The sequence below is a fragment of the Dactylosporangium sp. McL0621 genome (genome assembly GCF_049995355.1).
Lineage (GTDB): Bacteria > Actinomycetota > Actinomycetes > Mycobacteriales > Micromonosporaceae > Dactylosporangium.
On sequence record NZ_CP188259.1, the window covers coordinates 9,817,597 to 9,834,817 of the forward strand.

General features: G+C 72.3%; 18 protein-coding genes and 1 pseudogene. 10 read left to right on the forward strand and 9 right to left on the reverse strand.

Annotated features, from left to right (window positions below):
• The first annotated feature begins 172 nt into the window (after nt 1-172).
• Entirely contained in the window at nt 173-1,336 is a 1,164-nt protein-coding gene (locus ACPPVO_RS46500; RefSeq protein ID WP_426505202.1) for an IS110 family transposase, read from the forward strand.
• Here ACPPVO_RS46500 and ACPPVO_RS46505 read toward each other — a convergent pair.
• From ACPPVO_RS46505 to ACPPVO_RS46515, 3 genes and pseudogenes are all read right to left on the reverse strand, one after another.
• Nucleotides 1,308-1,601 carry a glycosyltransferase gene (locus ACPPVO_RS46505; RefSeq protein ID WP_426514815.1) on the reverse strand — a complete coding sequence of 98 codons (294 nt, stop codon included), beginning with the start codon at nt 1,599-1,601 and terminating at the stop codon, nt 1,308-1,310. The genes ACPPVO_RS46500 and ACPPVO_RS46505 overlap by 29 nt on opposite strands.
• A gap of 54 nt (nt 1,602-1,655) precedes the next feature.
• A pseudogene (locus ACPPVO_RS46510) lies at nt 1,656-2,221 on the reverse strand (hypothetical protein); the annotation flags it as partial.
• A 4-nt stretch (nt 2,222-2,225) separates the two neighbouring features.
• Nucleotides 2,226-4,253, reverse strand: a complete 2,028-nt coding sequence (locus tag ACPPVO_RS46515; RefSeq protein WP_426505204.1) for a cytochrome P450 — start codon at nt 4,251-4,253, stop codon at nt 2,226-2,228.
• Nucleotides 4,254-4,391: 138 nt separating this feature from the next.
• On the opposite strand from ACPPVO_RS46515, the gene ACPPVO_RS46520 reads away from it, so the two are divergent.
• Nucleotides 4,392-4,787 (forward strand): type II toxin-antitoxin system RelE/ParE family toxin, encoded by a 396-nt coding sequence (locus ACPPVO_RS46520; RefSeq protein ID WP_426505206.1) that lies wholly within the window; start codon nt 4,392-4,394, stop codon nt 4,785-4,787.
• Nucleotides 4,784-5,098: a helix-turn-helix domain-containing protein gene (locus ACPPVO_RS46525; RefSeq protein WP_426505208.1), complete on the forward strand. Its 315-nt coding sequence runs from the start codon at nt 4,784-4,786 to the stop codon at nt 5,096-5,098. The genes ACPPVO_RS46520 and ACPPVO_RS46525 overlap by 4 nt, the downstream gene beginning before the upstream one ends.
• An 11-nt stretch (nt 5,099-5,109) precedes the next feature.
• Here the strand turns inward: ACPPVO_RS46525 and ACPPVO_RS46530 are convergent, their stop codons facing one another.
• Nucleotides 5,110-5,937, reverse strand: coding sequence for an ROK family protein (locus ACPPVO_RS46530; RefSeq protein WP_426505210.1), 828 nt, complete (start codon nt 5,935-5,937; stop codon nt 5,110-5,112).
• Nucleotides 5,938-6,011: 74 nt separating this feature from the next.
• Between ACPPVO_RS46530 and ACPPVO_RS46535 the strand changes: the two genes are divergently transcribed.
• The gene (locus ACPPVO_RS46535) at nt 6,012-8,372 is read left to right on the forward strand and encodes an RICIN domain-containing protein (protein WP_426505211.1); all 2,361 of its coding nucleotides are present in this window, start codon (nt 6,012-6,014) and stop codon (nt 8,370-8,372) included.
• A gap of 4 nt (nt 8,373-8,376) precedes the next feature.
• Here ACPPVO_RS46535 and ACPPVO_RS46540 read toward each other — a convergent pair whose 3' ends face one another.
• Nucleotides 8,377-9,135 (reverse strand): alpha/beta fold hydrolase, encoded by a 759-nt coding sequence (locus ACPPVO_RS46540; protein ID WP_426505212.1) that lies wholly within the window; start codon nt 9,133-9,135, stop codon nt 8,377-8,379.
• A gap of 46 nt (nt 9,136-9,181) precedes the next feature.
• Here ACPPVO_RS46540 and ACPPVO_RS46545 point away from each other — a divergent pair, with 46 nt between their 5' ends.
• The gene (locus ACPPVO_RS46545; protein WP_426505214.1) at nt 9,182-9,835 is read left to right on the forward strand and encodes a TetR/AcrR family transcriptional regulator; all 654 of its coding nucleotides are present in this window, start codon (nt 9,182-9,184) and stop codon (nt 9,833-9,835) included.
• Nucleotides 9,836-9,838: 3 nt separating this feature from the next.
• Here ACPPVO_RS46545 and ACPPVO_RS46550 read toward each other — a convergent pair whose 3' ends face one another.
• A complete protein-coding gene (locus ACPPVO_RS46550; RefSeq protein WP_426505215.1) occupies nt 9,839-10,936 on the reverse strand; it encodes an RICIN domain-containing protein in 1,098 nt (365 codons plus the stop codon).
• A 239-nt stretch (nt 10,937-11,175) separates the two neighbouring features.
• On the opposite strand from ACPPVO_RS46550, the gene ACPPVO_RS46555 reads away from it, so the two are divergent.
• From ACPPVO_RS46555 to ACPPVO_RS46570, 4 genes are all read left to right on the forward strand, one after another.
• Nucleotides 11,176-11,928, forward strand: coding sequence for an ROK family protein (locus ACPPVO_RS46555; RefSeq protein WP_426505217.1), 753 nt, complete (start codon nt 11,176-11,178; stop codon nt 11,926-11,928).
• 53 nt (nt 11,929-11,981) lie between these two features.
• Nucleotides 11,982-12,566 (forward strand): hypothetical protein, encoded by a 585-nt coding sequence (locus ACPPVO_RS46560; protein WP_426505219.1) that lies wholly within the window; start codon nt 11,982-11,984, stop codon nt 12,564-12,566.
• 53 nt (nt 12,567-12,619) lie between these two features.
• Entirely contained in the window at nt 12,620-13,498 is an 879-nt protein-coding gene (locus ACPPVO_RS46565) for an SCO6745 family protein (RefSeq protein ID WP_426505221.1), read from the forward strand.
• Nucleotides 13,499-13,700: 202 nt separating this feature from the next.
• Nucleotides 13,701-14,390, forward strand: a complete 690-nt coding sequence (locus ACPPVO_RS46570) for a phosphotransferase (RefSeq protein WP_426505222.1) — start codon at nt 13,701-13,703, stop codon at nt 14,388-14,390.
• Here ACPPVO_RS46570 and ACPPVO_RS46575 read toward each other — a convergent pair.
• Nucleotides 14,363-14,542, reverse strand: coding sequence for a VOC family protein (locus ACPPVO_RS46575; RefSeq protein WP_426505224.1), 180 nt, complete (start codon nt 14,540-14,542; stop codon nt 14,363-14,365). The two genes, ACPPVO_RS46570 and ACPPVO_RS46575, sit on opposite strands and share 28 nt — an antisense overlap.
• Entirely contained in the window at nt 14,539-15,501 is a 963-nt protein-coding gene (locus ACPPVO_RS46580; RefSeq protein ID WP_426505226.1) for a helix-turn-helix transcriptional regulator, read from the reverse strand. The genes ACPPVO_RS46575 and ACPPVO_RS46580 overlap by 4 nt, the downstream gene beginning before the upstream one ends.
• A gap of 67 nt (nt 15,502-15,568) precedes the next feature.
• On the opposite strand from ACPPVO_RS46580, the gene ACPPVO_RS46585 reads away from it, so the two are divergent.
• Nucleotides 15,569-16,249 (forward strand): esterase/lipase family protein, encoded by a 681-nt coding sequence (locus tag ACPPVO_RS46585; protein WP_426505228.1) that lies wholly within the window; start codon nt 15,569-15,571, stop codon nt 16,247-16,249.
• Here the strand turns inward: ACPPVO_RS46585 and ACPPVO_RS46590 are convergent, their stop codons facing one another.
• Nucleotides 16,250-17,056, reverse strand: coding sequence for a hypothetical protein (locus tag ACPPVO_RS46590; protein WP_426505230.1), 807 nt, complete (start codon nt 17,054-17,056; stop codon nt 16,250-16,252). It lies immediately after the preceding gene.
• Between the last annotated feature and the right edge of the window lie 165 nt (nt 17,057-17,221).

The window sequence follows — 17,221 nt, forward strand, 5'->3', positions numbered from 1 at the left end:
TGACCGGTGGGGTCGCTCGCATCGCGGCTGCCCACAGCGGTTGGTGTGGCTCACTCATGGCGTGCGTCCTGCCGGTCGCCGTGGCGCGGAGAGGCTCCAGAGGGGTCTGCCCTGCTCGACGTAGCGCTGCCCTCCTCGCCGACACCTGGATCGTCGGATCGAGAGGGACGGCATGGCACGCGTCATCATCGGCATGGACCCGCACAAGCGGTCCGCGACCATCGAGATCATCAACGGCCGGGAGAAGGTCCTGGCGCAGGGCCGGTTCGGCACGGACCGCGACGGCTACCAGGCGATGCTCAAGCTGGGCCGGCAGCACAAAGACCGGGTCTGGGCGGTCGAGGGCTGCAATGGCATCGGCCGGCACATCGCTCAGCGTTTGGTCGCCGACGGCGAGACCGTGCTGGACGTGCCCGCGAAACTGTCCGCGCGGGCCAGGCTCTTCGATACCAACCAGTCCCGCAAGACCGATCCCGCCGACGCCCACTGCGTGGCGGTCGCCGCCCTACGCGCGGCCGGGTTGCGGCAGGTCACGGTCGATGACACCACGGTGGCGTTGAAGCTGCTTGTCGATCGCCGTGACGCGCTGGGGCGGGCTCGGACCGAAACACTCAACCGGCTGCACCAGCTGCTGCTCGAGCTCGTGCCCGGCGGGGCGAAGCAGTTCCTGTCCGCGCCGCAGGCCCGTGCCCTGCTCAGCACGGTCCGGCCGCGTGACATCGTCGGTCGCACCCGCCGGCAGCTGGCCTCGGAACTGATCACTGAGGTCGCCGTGATCGACAAGAAGATCAAGGCCGCCAACGCGCAGCTGACCGAGTTGGTTGCCTCGACCGGCAGCACGCTGCAGCAGCTCAACGGCATCGGTCCGTCCGGCGCGGCTCGGCTCCTCGGTGACGTCGGCGACGTCGACCGGTTCGCCAGCCGGGACCATTTCGCGTCCTGGAACGGCACCGCACCCATCGACGCGTCCTCCGGTGACCATCGGCGTCACCGGCTGTCGCGGGCCGGGAACCGGCGCATCAACCGGGTCCTGCACATCATGGCCATCGTCCAGCTCCGCAACGACACCGAAGGCCGTGCCTACTATCGACGCAAACTCGCCGCGGGCAAGAGCCCGATGGAAGCCATGCGCAGCCTCAAACGCCGACTGTCCAATGTGGTCTATCAACAGATGGTCAACGACGCCAAACGGATCCGGACGGGCCCGGGAGGGCAAACGGGAGCGACTCTGCAATCCAGCGCGGCCGGCTCAATCCCGACAGCCAGCACTTCGGACAAGCCACTTCCCGGACCCGCTAGAGCCCACTCTAGAACACCGGCCCTGGCCTTCTCTTGACACAGAGGGGTGCCATGAGCAGCTGGGGGCGGCCGACGGTCAGGGCCGCCATCGAGCTGCCCGACCCGCCGTGGTGCACGAAGAGCGCGCAGCCGGGCAGCACCTGGTTGTGCGGGATCCAGCCGATGCGGCGTACCCGGTCGGGCAGGCCGGCGAGGTTGTGCACGCCGGCGCCGGAGACCACGATCTCCACGTCGAGACCGGCCAGGCCGTGCACGGCGGCGGTGAGGCCGTCGACGCCCTCGGGGATCGGCACGGTGCCCATCGACACGCACACCCGCGGGCGGCCCGGGGCCTCCAGCAGCCATTCGGGGATGGTGCAGGCGGCGTTGTACGGCACATAGCGCATCGGCGTCCCGCCCGGCACCGAGCCCAGGCTCGGCGGGCACGTGTCGATCGTCAGCGCCGGCGGGTCGACCGCGACCCCGCCGTGCAGCCGGGCCAGCCGCTCCGCGACCCGGCCGAGCGCGGCCCGGTGCACCTGCGCGGGCACGGGCAGCCCCCAGTGCTGCAGCACTGGGGGCTGCCGGCGCGCGTGGCCGCGAGGGGGCCGGCGTACTTGACGGGCTCGGTGACGACGAGGTCGGGCCGCCAGGCGCGCACCAGGGCGTCGACGTCGTCGCGGGTGCGCTCGGCGAGGGCGACGAACACGTCGAGGTCGAGCTCCTCGTTCCCGCCGAGGTCGCGGCCGGACGGCCACAGCTCGAAGAACGAGGCGTCCCCGCCGACGACAGCCGCGGTCAGGCCGGCCCGTCGGACCTGCTGGTGCAGCGGCTGCGGTACCGCGACGAGCACCTGGTCGCCGCGCAGGTGCAGGGCCCAGGCGACCGGGACCATCGAGAACAGGTGCCCGGGGGCCGGGTTCATGGTGAACAGGACGCGCATGTTCCTACGCTCCAACGGTGACGGGCAGATCCTCGATACCGCGCAGCATGGTGCGGGGCGCCCGGTAGCGCACGGGGCCGGCGATGCGCAGCGTCGGGTACTGGCGCAGTAGACGGGGGAAGAGCACCTGGGCGTGCTGGCGGGCCAGCGCGGCGCCCGGGCAGAAGTGCCGGCCGGCGCCGAAGCTCAGCGACGCCCGCGTGGGCCGGCGCAGCACGTCGAAGCGGTCGGGGTTGGGCACGTACGCCGGGTCGCGGTTGGCCGCCCCGACGAGCCCGAGCACCGCCATGCCGGGCGTGATCTCGACGTCGCCGAAGCGGGCCGCGGCGGTGGCGATGCGGACGACGACCTGCACCGGCGGCTCGTAGCGCAGGATCTCCTCGACGGCCCGCTCGGCCGCGGCGTCGTCGCCGCCGCCGAGCAGGGCCGCCTCGTCGGGGTACGACAGCAGCAACCGCGCCCCGAGGGTGACGAGGCTGGCGGGCGAGTCGTAGCCGGCCCCGAACAGCAGGGCCAGGTCGCCGAGGTACTGCTCGCCGAGGTCGGGCCGCAGCCGCCGCACCACCGGCAGCAGCCCGGCCTCCCGCTCGGCCGCCAGGGCCTCGAGGGCGTCGATGATCTCGTCGCCGGCGCCGGCCATCTCGGTGCGCTGCCGGGGCGTCATGAACGGCTCGAACGCCGCCGACGCGACCCGGGCCGCCTCCCCCAGCCGCAGCGCGTCGGCGTCGGGGATGTCGAGCAGCCGCCCGGTGACCAGCGACGCGAACGGGATGGCGAGGGCCTCGGCCAGGTTGACGACCGCGCCGCCGGCGAACCGCTCGCCCAGGCGGTCCAGGCAGGCCTCGGCGGTGGCGACGGTGTGCTCGCGCAGCTCCTCGGCGCGGCGCGAGCCGGCGGGCCAGCGCGGCGCGCAGCTCGCTGTGCACGGCGCCCTCGCGCCAGCCGAAGGACTGGTACAGGCAGCGGACGAGCCGCACGTCGCGCCAGTTCGGGGTGAGCCGGGCCGGGTCCTCGCCGGGGCTGGCGAAGACGGGCTCCTGCAGCAGCCGGGCCACGTCGGCGTGCCGGGCGAGCACCACGGCGGCGGTCTTGCCGGGCAGCTCGATGCGCAGCACGGGGGTACGGTCGCGCAGGGTGCGGTAGTGGGCGTACGGGTCGGCGAGCGCCCGCGGCCGGACCAGGTCGAGGAAGAGCCGCTCGGCGTGGCGGCGCTCGGCGCCGGCGAAGAAGCGCAGCAACGCCCCGGCCGTGCGCTCCGGCTGCTCCAGGTTGGGGCTGTGCGAGGCGTCCGGGACGATCTCGAGCTCGGCCCCGAGCCGCTCGGCGTAGCCGGCGAAGTCCCCGGTGGACCAGAGGCGCTGGTCGCGGTGCCCGTGCATGAGCAGCACCGGCAGCCGCGTGGCCCGCAGGTCGGCGCCGCGGTCGGCCTCGGCGGTGAGCGACGCAGCGCCCCGTGCAGGAACGCCAGCCGCATCCCGGCCAGCCGCCGCGACCAGAACTCGCGGCGGTCGGTGTCGCGCTCGGGCACCAGCCGCCGCACGACGGGCCACATGACCCCGGCCCCCTGCAGCGCGAGCGTCGCGTCGAACCCGGACAGCAGCCGGCGGTGCTTGGCCCCGTCCATCCCGGGCCCGGCCCCGATGAGCGTGACGGAGAGCAGCAGCTCGGGCCGGGCGAGCGCGGCGGCGCGGGCGACGAACCCGCCGTAGGAGTGCCCCACCAGGTGCACGGGGCGCCCGACGCTCTCGAGCACGGCGACCAGGTCCTCGGCGTGCCGCGCGATGGTGTGCGCCTCGGGCGACTCGCCGTCGACCTGGGCGTAGTGACCGCGGTAGTCGTAGGCGTAGGCGTGGTACCCGGCTTCGGCCAGCGCGGGCAGCACGGGCACGAAGTCCTCCTTGGACCCCACCACCCCGGCACACAGCACGACTGCCGCATTGCGGTCGACGTCGGCGGACGGCCGCGTCAGGAGCGCCGCGACCGGCCCGCGGGCGGTGTCGAGCGCCAGTTCGGAGTCACTGAGCGTGAGCACGATAAGACGATAGTCGCGATCGTCCGGTTTGTACGGCAATAAAGCGTCTCGTGCCCTCGCAGGCGAAAAATCCGATGCGTTCACGACAGCTGGTAATCGAAGTTACCCGTGCCGTTTAGCTCGAGCTATAGTTGATGCGTGCCCCCGGATCCCGCGAGCCGCTGGACGATCAAGACCACCGTCGAGGTTCGGCAGTGGCTGCGCGCGTTGCGGCAGACGGACCCGGACACCTACCGCTCCGTTAACGTCGCCCTCGACATGCTGGCGGAGCGCGGCCCGGGACTCGGACGCCCGCTGGTCGACACCCTGCAAGGGTCGGCCATCGGCAACCTGAAGGAGCTACGGCCGAGGTCCGGGCGCGACGTCGCGATTCGCATCCTCTTCGTCTTCGACCCGTGGTCGCAAGCGGTGTTGCTGGTCGCCGGCAACAAGGCCGGAGACTGGTCGGGGTGGTACAAGGGCGCGATTCCGGTGGCGGAAGTCGCGTACGAAACCTGGCTCGCCTTCGAGCGCAAGCGGAGGGAGGACTCATGACCGAGTTCCACGACTGGCAGGACATTCGCGCCGAGCTGGACGACGGTGACGCCGACGCGCTCGCCGAGGAACGTGCGCGCACCGAAGCGTGGGTCAGCGCCTTCCACCTCGCCGAGGAGCGTAAGCGCCTGGGCCTGACCCAGCGCCAGGTGGCGGACCTCATGGGCGTGACACCCGGCCGGGTGAGCCAGATCGAGAACGGCGACCTCGACGTCAACGAGGTCGCCACGTTGAGCCGCTACGCGCAGGCGCTCGGCGCGCGGATGCGGATCATCTTCGACTACGGCGACGACCTCCGCCAGATCGCCTGAGCGCGCCACCCTCAGTGCAGGATCGCGTCCGGGGGCAGTGACGGCAGGAGGGCCGCGCCGGTCAGTGGGGCCGTCTCGCCCAGTTCGGCCGGGAGCACCGTGACCCGTTGGTAGGTCAGGATCCGGGCGAGCGCCCCGCGCAGCGACGGCCACAGCTCGGCGCGGCTCAAGGGGATCGCGCCGCCCAGGGCCACCGCCTCCAGGCCCGCGCTCAGGGCGAAGTTCGCCACGCCCAGGGCCATGCTCTCGGCGTACGCGCGCCAGAAGTGCTCGTCGTGGACGTCCGACAAGGGGCGGCCCAGGCGGCGGTGCAGGGCGCCGCCGCCGGTCAGGGTCTGCAGGCAGCCGGTCTGGCCGCAGTCGCACGGGTGGTCGTTGCCCGCCACCAGCTGGTGGCCCGCCTCCGTCGTCAGCCAGACGCCGCCCAGGCGCAGGGCCGCGCCCACGCCCGTGGACAGGGTCAGGTAGCCGCAGCGGTCGTGGCCTCGCAGCGCGCCGGTGTAGCACTCGCCGAGCAGGCCGCAGGTCGCGTCGTGCGCGATCCGGACGGGCGCGCCCAGGGCGGTGGACAGGTCGGCGGCGAGCGGGCGGCCCTCGTAGCCGCGCAGGTTCAGGGCCACCCGGACCTCGCCCGCCGGGGTGACGCGGCCGCCGAAGGACACGCCGATCGCGGGCGCGCCCGGTGGCACGGCCGCGATCAGGGCCGCCAGCTGGCGGTCGTAGTCCGGCTCGGTCGGGAAGCGGGTGGTCGCGTCCCCGTACCGCACGCGCGTCCAGGTGCCGCCGATGTCCAAAGCGGCCGGCCTCGCCTCAGCAGAAACACCCAACGAAATCGACACAACTCATTGTAGATCTGTGTCGATATTTGTGGGAATCTGGTCGTGGTTCACCCCACCGCCATGGAGGACCGCACATGAAGGCACGTCTTGCCCTGGTCGCCGCGCTCTGTCTCGTCGCCGCCCAGCTGATCAGCACCGGGCCCGCGGCCGCGGCCACCACCGTCACCATCAACGGGTCCGCCGCCGGGCGCACGTTCGACGGCGTCGGCGCCATCTCCGGGGGCGGCGGCAACAGCCGCCTGCTCTACGACTACCCGGAGCCCCAACGCTCCCAGATCCTCGACTACCTGTTCAAGCCCGGCTACGGCGCCGCCATGCAGATGATGAAGGTCGAGGTCGGCGGCGACACCAACTCGACAAGCGGCGCCGAGCCCAGCCACCAGCACACCGCGAGCGACCTCAACTGCAACCGCGGCTACGAGTGGTGGCTGGCCGAGCAGGCGCGGGCCCGGAACCCGCAGATCAAGCTGTACGCCCTCGCCTGGGGCGCGCCGGGCTGGATCGGCAACGGCAGTTTCTGGTCCGACGACATGATCAACTACTACATCAGCTTCCTGGACTGCGCGAAGAACAGCCACGGCCTGACGTTCGACTACATCGGCGGCTGGAACGAGCGCGGCTACGACAAGGGCTGGTACGAGCGGCTGAAGACCGCGCTCAACGGCCACGGGTACGGCAACGTCAAGGTCGTCGCCGACGACACCAGCTGGAACCCGGCCAACGACGTGGTGAGCGACCCGGCGTTCGCGGCCGCCGTCGACGTGCTCGGCTCGCACTACGTCTGCGGGTACCGCGGGGCCCAGACCAACTGCCCCAGCAGTACCAACGCCATCAACAGCGGCAAGAAGGTCTGGGCGAGCGAGAACGGCTCCGACGACTACAACCTCGGCGCCGTCGCGCTGGCCCGCGGCATCAACCGCGGGTACATCGACGGGAAGATGACCGCGTACATCAACTGGCCGGTCATCGCGGCGATCACCCCGAACATCCCCTTCCCGACGATGGGCGTGGCCCTGGCCGCCCAGCCGTGGTCCGGCAACTACTCGGTCGGCAAGAACACCTGGGTCATGGCCCACACCACGCAGTTCACCGCCCCGGGCTGGCGCTACCTCGACTCGGCGTCGGGCTACCTCGGCGGCAACCGGGCCAACGGCTCGTACGTCACCATGCGCGACCCGAACACCGGCAACTACAGCGTCGTCATCGAGACGATGGACGCCACCGCCGCGCAGCCGTTCACCGCGACCGTCACCGGCGGCCTGTCGACCGGGGCCGTGCACGTGTGGTCGTCGCTGCTGAGCAGCACCAGCCAGGCCGACTACTTCGCGCACACCACCGACGTGACCCCGTCCGGCGGCACGTTCACGGTGACGCTGCAGCCCGGCCGGGTGTACACGCTCAGCACCACCACCGGCCAGGGCAAGGGCACCGCGACGTCCCCGGCCGCCGGAAGCCTGGCCCTGCCGTACACCGACGACTTCAACGGGTACACGATCGGGCGCGAGGCGAAGTATCTCGCGGACATGCAGGGCGCCTTCGAGATCGCCCAGTGCGGCGGGACGAAGTGCGTGCGGCAGATGTCGCCGCGGGCCCCGATCACCTGGGACGACCTCAGCGACCCGTACGCGCTGCTGGGCGACCTGGGCTGGAGCAACTACAAGGTGTCGACCGACGTGCTGCTGGAGCAGGCGGGCTACGTCGAGGTGATCGGCCGGGCCGGCACCCAGCACGCGTTCGGGCCCGCAGGCCTCAACGCGTACTACCTGCGCCTGTCGAACACCGGCGCCTGGACACTGCTGCGCAACGACGTCAACAACGCCATGACGACCCTGCGCAGCGGTACCGTGGCCGCGCCCGGCACCGGCACCTGGCACAACGTCGCCCTGACGTTCTCGGGCACCAACCTCACCGCCCAGATCGACGGCGCCACGGTGGCCACCCTGACCGACTCGGTGTGGAGCACCGGCCAGGTCGGCATCGGCACCAGCCAGGGCGAGACCGCACAGTTCGACAACCTGTCGGTGACCGCCGTCGCCGGGCCTCCCCCGCCGGTGAGCGGCCAGCTCATCTCGGCCCAGTCCGGCCGCTGCCTCGACGTGCCCAACCAGTCGCAGACCAACGGTACCCAGGTCGAGATCTGGGACTGCAACGGCGGCGCCAACCAGCAGTGGACGCAACTTTCCAACGGCGGCCTGCGGGTGTACTCGAACAAGTGCCTCGACGTGCTGAACAACGCGACGACGACCGGGGCCCCGGTGGCGATCTGGGACTGCAACGGCGGGGCGAACCAGCAGTGGACCGTCCGCTCCGACGGCACGATCCTGGGCGTGCAGTCCGGGCTCTGCCTCGACGTCACCGGCCAGGGCACCGCGAACGGCACCCTGGTGGAGCTCTGGACCTGCAACGCGGGCGCCAACCAGCGCTGGACCCGCTGACCCTCTAGTGCCCGGGCTCCTTCGCGGGAGCCCGGGTCAGGAACCCCGCGACCATGTCCGTGAAGTTCGGGCGGGCGATGCAGGGCGCATTGTGCGCCGAGCGCGGCAGGACCAGCGTGCGCGCGTCCGGCATCACCGCGGCCAGCTTCTCGTTCATCGCCCGGTAGTAGGCGCCGCTCCTCGCCCCCGCGACCAGTAGCGTCCGCGCGGTGACGCCCGCGTACTGCGCGGCCGGCCCGTCGGTCGCGATGATCTCCTCGGTCTCCAGCATGGTGCCCGGCAGCAGTTCGCCCATCATCCGCCCGACCGGCGTCTTGAGGAACAGCCGGGAGATCGCCACCCGCACCCCGAACGGCAGCGCGTTGAGCTGCAGGCCGCTGCTCATCACCGCGATGGCCCGCGGGATGTCCCCGGCGTCGACGTAGGCGCGCATCTGCGGGATGTACGCCGTCGGGAACACGCTGTCCACGTTGACGGTGCCGTCGTACAGGATGATCGAGTCGAGGTCGAGCTCCAGGGCGGCCCGCATGACGACGAGGCCGCCGTAGCTGTGGCCGAGCACGTTGCGCGCGCCGGTGCGCTCCAGCACCGTCGCGAGGTCGGCGACCTCGTCGTCGACCGTGTACCCGGGCGGCTTGGGCGGCTCGCCGGCCCGGCCCCGCCGGTTGTAGAGGTGGACGTCCACCCGCCCCTTGAGGCGCTTGGCCAGCGGCTCGTAGTACTTCGCCGTGATAGCCCCGCCGTGCACCACCACCAGATCCATGACCCCTCCATATCTGCGAACGGTGTTTGCAGTTTACAGTAGTGGGGTGGAGGAGAGCCAGTCGATATTCCAGCGGCCGCCGCGGGGCACCCGGGGCCCGACGCCGGGGCACAGCCGCGAGGAGATCGTGGCGGTCGCGATCGCGCTGGCCGACGCCGACGGGCTCGGGGCCGTGTCGATGCGCGCGGTCGCCGCGAAGCTCGGCACCGGGGCGGGCTCGCTCTACCGGTACCTCTCCTCGCGCGACGACCTGCTCGACCTGATGGCCGACGCGGCGATCGGCGACCTCCGCCCCTACCCGGAGGCCGCCGACCCGATCGACGCGCTGGTGCTGCTGGCCCAACGGCAGCTGACCGTCTACAAGCGACACGCGTGGCTGCTGGAGGCGGTACAGCAGACCAAGGGCTTCGGCCCCAACGGCCTGGCGTACTTCGACCACTGCATCGGCGTCCTGGCGCCCGTGCGGCGCCCCACGACGGCGAAGTTCGAGGCGGTCGCGATGATCACCGGCGTCGTGTCGCTGTTCGCGCGGCCGCAGCCGGAGGGGCTCTCCTTCGCGGCCGTCGACTTCTCGCGGTACAAGAATCTGGCCACGGCGATCGCGGAGGCGTCCTCCGGGGCGCTGCAGGCCCCGGAGGACGTCCCAGATCTGTTCGAGCGGACGGTGCGCAGCCTCTTGTCGGGCCTGCTGCGACTCTAGGGGCTAGCGGCGGGCCCACTTCTGGGCGCCGGTGCCGTTGCAGTCCCAGAGCTGCACCTTGGTGCCGTTCGCGGTGCCGCTCGACGTCACGTCGACGCACTTGCCCGAGCCCACGCCGACGACGCTGCCGTCGGTGTTGAACGTGAACTTCTGCGCGTTCGTGTTGTTGCAGTCCCAGAGCTGCACCTTGGTGCCGTTGGCGGTGCCGTTGGCGTTGATGTCGAGGCACTTGTTGCCGTACAGCCGCAGCTCTCCCGCCGCCGTGCGCGTCCACGACTGGTTGGCGGCGCCGTTGCAGTCCCAGATGATGAGCTGGGTGCCGTTGGCGGTGCCGCCCCCGGAGGCGTCGAGGCAGCGCCCGGACTGCGGGTTCACCACTGCGGCCGCGGTACCGACCGGAGGTACGCCGCCGCCCTGGAGGCTCGCGGGCACCGACTGCAGCGCGGAATACCACCGCGCCCCCATCTTGTCGTAGCCGCCCGCGTTCGGGTGGACACCGTCGGCCAGGTCGGCGGTGGTGATGGCCGAGTGCATGTCGACGAGGTGGGTGCGCGAGCCCTTGCCGGCCACCACCCCGGGAACGGCGGCGTTGTACGCCTGCACCCGCGCCTCCAGCGTCGGGTCGCTCTCCGGGGTGATCTGGGCGACGAACAGCTCGACGAGGGGGTCGTTGGCCCGGATCTTGTCGATCAGCGCCGACAGCCGCGCGGGGGCGTTGGCGATGTCGTAGTTCTGGTTCATGTCGTTGGTGCCGATGTGCAGCAGGATGGTGCGGGGGGCGTAGGAGCGCAGCCAGCCGACGATGTTGGCGTCGAGCTGGTCGATGCGCCAGCCGGAGTGGCCCTCGTGGTCGTGGTCGCCGAGGTTCGCGGGCCCGTTGAAACCGGAGCCGACGAAGTCCACGGTGTACCCGCCGGCAGCGAGGCGCTGCCAGAGGTTGATGCGGTAGCCACCGGGCACGTTGTAGCCGTCGGTGATCGAGTCGCCCAGCGGCATGATCTTCACGCCGCCGTTGGACTCGGCGTACGCGGGCGCGGCGGCGCCCAGCGCGGTCACGACCATGGCGGCGGCCAGGCCGATGGTGGTCAGGATTCGTCGCATGCCGATTCCTCCCTGGGGAGATGGCCTGCACGCCGCCCTGGCGGAGGCGGCGTGCAGGGGTCTTCGGGGGCTGCCGGCACATTGATTGTCAGCGATGTTCGCGGCCGCGTCGAGCCGGCGGCACCACTCGGCGCGACGAGTGATCCGCCGGTTGCGCCGAGCGGTCGGGCCGCGTGATCAATGCTGCTTTTTGTTGGGTCCGAGCGGCGCCGATGCACCGCTGGGCGCACAATCCACCGATGGGAAACACGCTGACCATCGACTGTGGCGGCGGCGGCCTGAAGGCGGCCGTCGTCGACGACGCGGACGCGCTGGTCGGCGGCCCGATCCGGATCCCGACGCCGTACCCGTTCCCGCCCGACCGCTTCATCCGCGCCCTGCTGGACATCCAGTCCCAGCTCCCGGACGCGGACCGGGTCACCGTCGGCCTGCCCGGCATGATCCGCCACGGCCGCGTGGTGGCCACCCCGCACTACGTCAACCGGGCCGGCCCGCACACCCCGGTCGACCCGGAGCTCTACGCGGCCTGGACCGGCTACGACGCCCGGGCCGCGCTCAACCGCGCCTTCGGCCGCCCGGTGCTCGTGCTCAACGACGCCGAGGTACACGGCGCCGCCCTGGTCGACGGCACCGGCCTGGAGCTGGTCATCACCCTCGGCACGGGCCTGGGCAACGCGCTCTTCGACGACGGGGCGCTCGCGCCGCACCTGGAGCTCTCGCACGGCCCGATCCGGCGCAAGAAGACCTACGACACGTACATCGGCGAGATCCAGCGCCGCGAGCTGGGCAACGCCCGCTGGTCGCGGCGCGTGCGCCGGGTGGTGGACGGGCTGCGGCCGGTCTTCCGCTGGGACCGCCTCTTCATCGGCGGCGGGAACGCGGCGCTCATCGACGCCGAGGCGGTGGCCCGGCTGGGCGGCGACGTGACCATCGTGCCGAACACCGCGGGGGTGCTCGGCGGGGCGCGCGCCTGGAAGCTGATCGGCGGCTGACCTGGCCCTTGCACCGGCAGCCGTCGACGGTCGGTGCGTGCTTTCATGTCCGGGTGGACGACGCGGAGCAATGGTTCCGGCGAGGCGACGAACTTGCCGACGAGGGCGGACCGGCCGAGGCCGAAGCGCTGGCGCTGCTGAGTGCGGCGGTGGCGGCCGGGCACGGGCCGGCCCGGGCGCGGCTGGCCGAGTTCCTGCTCCTTCAGTACTCGGGTGCCGACGCCGCGTCCCATTCGGAGGCCTTGCGGCTGCTGGGCGAGGCGGTGGCCGCCGATGTACCCGGTGCGCGGAACATGCTCGGCGTCACGCTCTGGGACGACGGTGTGCTGGACGACGCCGAGGAGCACCTCCGGGCCGCGGTCGCGGAAGGGGATCCGAACGCGCCGGTGAACCTGGCCGGGCTGTTGCACCAGAAGGGCGACGACGCCGAGGCGTTCGCGTTGCTGCGGCAGGCCGCGGAGCGTGGCGACGGGCCGGCCTACTGGATCGTGATGCGGCTGCTGCCACGACACGGCCGGGCCGCGCGGGAGGTGGCCGCGGCCTACGAGTCGGCCACTTCCCCGCACGAGCGGCCGGTGTGCGTCCTCCTCCCCGCCGGCGCGTGGCAGCTCGACCCCTCGGTGTTGCCGGTCGACTGAGAAGAAGTTCGGGGGGAGGTGTCGGATCGGGGCAGGACCGTTCGTAGCAGGGGATGAACGACCCCCACCACGAGGAGATGATCCGGATGCCGTCCCTGGCTCCCGTGACCGGTGACACCGCCCGCCGCCTGCACCAGCTCATCGAGCCGGTCCACCTCGTCGCGTACTTCGCCGACGAACCCGACCAGGCCCTCCTCGCCCTCGGCCTGCGCAACACCTGGGACGCCTACTTCGCCGGCCGCGCCGCACCCCTCGGCCACGCCCCGGCCGAGGTCGTCGACGCCGTCTTCTACAACTTCGCACCCGGCGAGGTCGCCCGCCACATCCCCCACGTCTGGACCATCACCACCCCCGAAGCCGCACTCACCGCCCGCCGGCAAGGCTGCACCGCGGCGCTCCGGCGGATCCTCGGCGACCTCGCCGGCACCACCACCCTCACCCGCGCCGCCGACCTGGCCACCACCGCGGCGACCAGCGCCCCCACCCACGGACGCGCCCTCTACGCCGCCCTGCGCACCCTGCCCATCCCCGACGAGCCCGTCGCCCGGCTCTGGCACGCCGCCACCCTGCTGCGCGAGCACCGCGGGGACGGGCACAACGCCGCCCTCGTCGCCGCCGGCATCGGCGGGACCGAGGCCCACGTCCTGCACGCCCTCGCCGAAGGCATGCGCCCGGAACAGTTCGGCCGAATCCACCACCTGCCCACGGCCCAGCTGACCGCGGTCGTCGACGGGATGCGCGACCGCGGCCTCATCGACGACTCGGGCCTGCTCAGCGATGTCGGCCGCAAGACCAAGGAGCACATCGAGTCCATCACCGACGAGTTCGCCGCCGCCGCGTACACCTGCCTCAGCCCGAGCGAACGCGACCAGCTCGCCGCCGACCTCGAGCCCATCGCCGCCGCACTCAACGCCGCCGGACCGCATTTTTAGGGGAAAAGCAATAATTTGGCGGTTTCGGAGCGTCTAAGGACGCAATTCGTTGCCGTAGTCGGCCGCCGTCTGCGTTGAAAGCGCAGTAATCGGCGAGGATTGAGCCGTGAGCGAGGAGCAGCGCCTTCCTGGCGGGAACACGGGTGGAGCGGTCCGTGTCGGTGACACCGTCCGGCGCGTTCCGGGGCGGTGGACGCCATCCGTGCACGCGCTGCTCCAGCACCTGGAAAAAGCCGGCTTCGGTCAGGCGCCGCGGGCGTGGGGCTTCGACGAGCAGGGCCGGGAAGTGCTGTCGTACCTGCCCGGCGAGACGGTCGGGGTCGCCCGGCCCTGGCCGGCGTGGGTGCACAGTGATGACGCGCTCCGCCAGGTCGCCGGCTGGCTTCGGAGCTACCACGCCGCCGTCGCGAGCTTCGTGCCCCCGCCCGGAGCGGTCTGGCGCGAGGGCGGGGCGTGGCGGCCCGGTCTGGTCGTCGGCCACAACGATGCCGCGCCCTACAACGCGGCGTGGGCCGATGGGCGGCTCGTGGGCTTCTTCGACTGGGACTTCGCCGCGCCCGTCACGCCGGAGTGGGACCTTGCGTTCACCGCGTTCGCCTGGGTGCCGCTCCACGCCCGTGACGTGGTGCGGGCGGAAGGGTTCACCGCCTTTGCGGACCGGCCTCGGCGGCTGCGGGTGTTCCTCGACGCGTACGGGTGGGAGGGGCCGCCCGGCCCGTTCGTCGACACGGTCCGGCAACGCGTCAGCGCCTCGGCCGCCGGCATCCGGCGCACCGCGGCCGCCGGTGATCCGGCCTATCGGCTCATGATCGAGCAGGGCGTGGATGTGGCGCTGGAGACGGCGGTGCGGGAGCTGGCCGGCTTTCAGTCCGGCGGCGAGTCCTCGACGTAGTCGCCGAACGGCTCGCCCCAGCCCGCGGCCTCGACGAAGGCGCGGTCCGGGGTCGAGTCCTCGTCCACGTCGGAGCCGAGGGCCGCGGCCCAGAAGCGGGCCTGGGCGAGGGCGTCGGCGCAGTCGAAGGTGACGCTCTTGATGTAGGTCACCCGGGCACGGTATCGGCGAGGGCCACCAGGCGTCGTCCGAGTTTCGCGACCTCGTCGCGCAGGGCGTCCGGGCACACGACGGTGAAGTCCCAGCCCAGGCCGGCCAGCATGCGGGCCATGCCGTCGAGGTGTTCGGCACGGCAGGCGAGCCGGGCGCCGAAGTCGGCCGGCGTCACCGTGCCCACCGTGGCGGGCACGCGGCGGCGCACCTCGTCGGGGGTGGCGCGCAGCAGGACCTCGACCTCGTGGCGGTACGGCACCGCGGCCAGCCCCGCGACCACGTGCCCGGCCGCGTCGAACGCGGCGGGCGCCTCGAAGCGCGTCTCCCCCACCGACACCGAGCCGATGCGGTCCAGCCGCAGGGTGCGCAGCTCGCCGCGGCGGTGGTCGAAGCCGCTCGCGTACCAGCGGCCGGCGTGGAAGACGACGCCGTACGGGTCGAAGTCGCGCTCCGAGTCCTCGCCCCGCCAGGAGCGGTAGGTGAGCGTGACGCGGCGGCGGTCGCGGGCCGCCTCGCCGAGAGAAAGCAGATGGCGTACGTCGAACAGGCCGCCCGCCCGCGCCGGCTGGGTGAAGCCCAGGGTCTCGCGCACCGCCTGCACCCGCTCGCGCAGCACGGCCGGCAGCACCCGCTCGATCTTGGCCAGGGCCGACGCGCGCGCGGCCGTGCCGATGCCCAGGCCGAGCCGCTCGGCCGCGAGCAGGCCGAGGACGACGGCCACGGCCTCGTCGTCGCCGAGCATCAGCGGCGGGAGGCGGTAGCCCGGGGCGAGCCGGTAGCCGCCGTACCGCCCGCGCTCGGCCCGCACCGGCAGCCCGAGGTCGGCCAGCGCGGCGGCGTAGCGGCGCACGGTGCGCTCGTCGATGCCGAGCCGCTCGGCCAGCTGCGGACCGGTGATGCCGGGCTGGGCCTGGAGCACCTCCAGCAGCGCGAGCACGCGCCCGGTGGACTGTGACACGGGCCACTCCTCCGAGGCCGTTGAATCAGGACCGGATTCGCCCTGATTCCATCGTACCGTCGCAGGCATGACGAACTTCGTGTTGGTTCCCGGGATGTGGCTCGGCGCGTGGGCGTGGGACGAGGTCGCGGAGCCCCTGCGCGCGGCCGGCCATCACGTCACCGCGGTGACGCTGGGCGGGCTGGCCGAGCGGGCCGGCGAGGACGCGACGCTCGAGTCGCACATCGACGACGTGGTCGCCGCGGCCGGCGACGCGCCGGAGGTCGTGCTCGTCGCGCACAGCTACGGCTGCTTCCCGGTGCGCGGTGCGGTCGAGCGGCTCGGGGACCGGGTGCGGCGGGTGGTGTACGTCGACAGCGGCCCGGTTCCGGACGGCACCGCGCAGGCCGACTTCGGCGGGGGCGAGCCGCCGCGCGCCGACGTGCCGCCGCCCTCGTTCGACCCGGCCGACGACCCGGCGCTGTTCGCCGGTCTGGAGGGGCGCTCGGAGTGGATCCACAAGCAGAGCACCCCGCACCCGCAGGCCACCGTCGCCGCCAAGCTCCGCCTGGCCCGCCCCGAGCAGCCCCCGACCGACCTGGTGATCAGCACGTTCACGCGGGAGAACGTGGAGCAGATGATCGCGGCCGGGCACCCGTTCTTCGCGGGCCTCGACCGGCGCGACTACCGCGTGCTCGAGCTGCCGACCGGGCACTGGCCGATGTTCAGCCGCCCGGCCGAGCTCGCCGCGCTCCTCGCGAAGGCCTGATCAGACCCGGTCGTACACGGTGTTGGCGTTCGGGTCGGTCAGCGACTTCGCGGTCCAGGAGTTCTTGCCGCACTCGTACGGCTGCGGGTTGTTGTGCGGCTCCACGGTGTTGTTCAGCGCCTGCTTGCCGTCCACGTCGACGGTGATGGTCACCGTGCTGCCGGTCGAGGTGAACAGGATCTCGTGGTTGGCGGTCTTGAGGTCCCACTCGTTCTTGCCGGTGAACGTCGCCTCGACGTCGTGGCCGTCATCGGTCCGGCCGGTGTAGCGGGCCCCGGACCAGTCCTCGGTGCCCTTGCCGTCGACGGAGATCTTCCACGTGCGCCCGCCGCCGCTGAGCTTGGTCTCGCCCATCTTCTTGCCGCCGACGGTCACGCTGCTGAGGTCGAACAGGGCGCTGTACTGTGTCTGCTTCCAGTTGCCGACCAGGCAGGAGTCGACCGGCCCGACCTGGGCGTCGGTCCGGCCCGCGCTCGGCGCGGCGGCGGTGGTCGCGGCCGGGCCCTGGCCCTGCGGCGCCGGGTCGTCCTTGCGCACGACGACGACCACCACGACCGCGATGGCGACGACGGCGAGCACGGCGAGGCTGGCGATGAGCGCGATGAGCCCGCTGTTGCGCCGCGGCGGCACGGGCGGCGGGGCGGGCGCGTAGGCGGGCTGGTAGTGCTGCTGCGGCGGCGCGGAGTACGGCTGCGGCGGCGCCTGGTACGGCTGCTGGGGCGGGGCGGAGTAGGGCTGCGGCGGGTACTGCCCGGTGTACTCCTCGCCGGCCGGTGACACCTCGTAGTGCTCGTACGGCTGCGTCATGATTCCTCCCCGTGTTCACGCATTCGGATATGAGGATGGCACAGCCCGACCGTGGAAGGTTCACTCCCGCGCGCTGGTCCCCGGCCCGGCCCGCCCCACGGCATTGAGCTGCATCGAAGCGCTTGCTTCAATCCGCCCCAACGGCAACCGGTCGGAGGGAGCGCA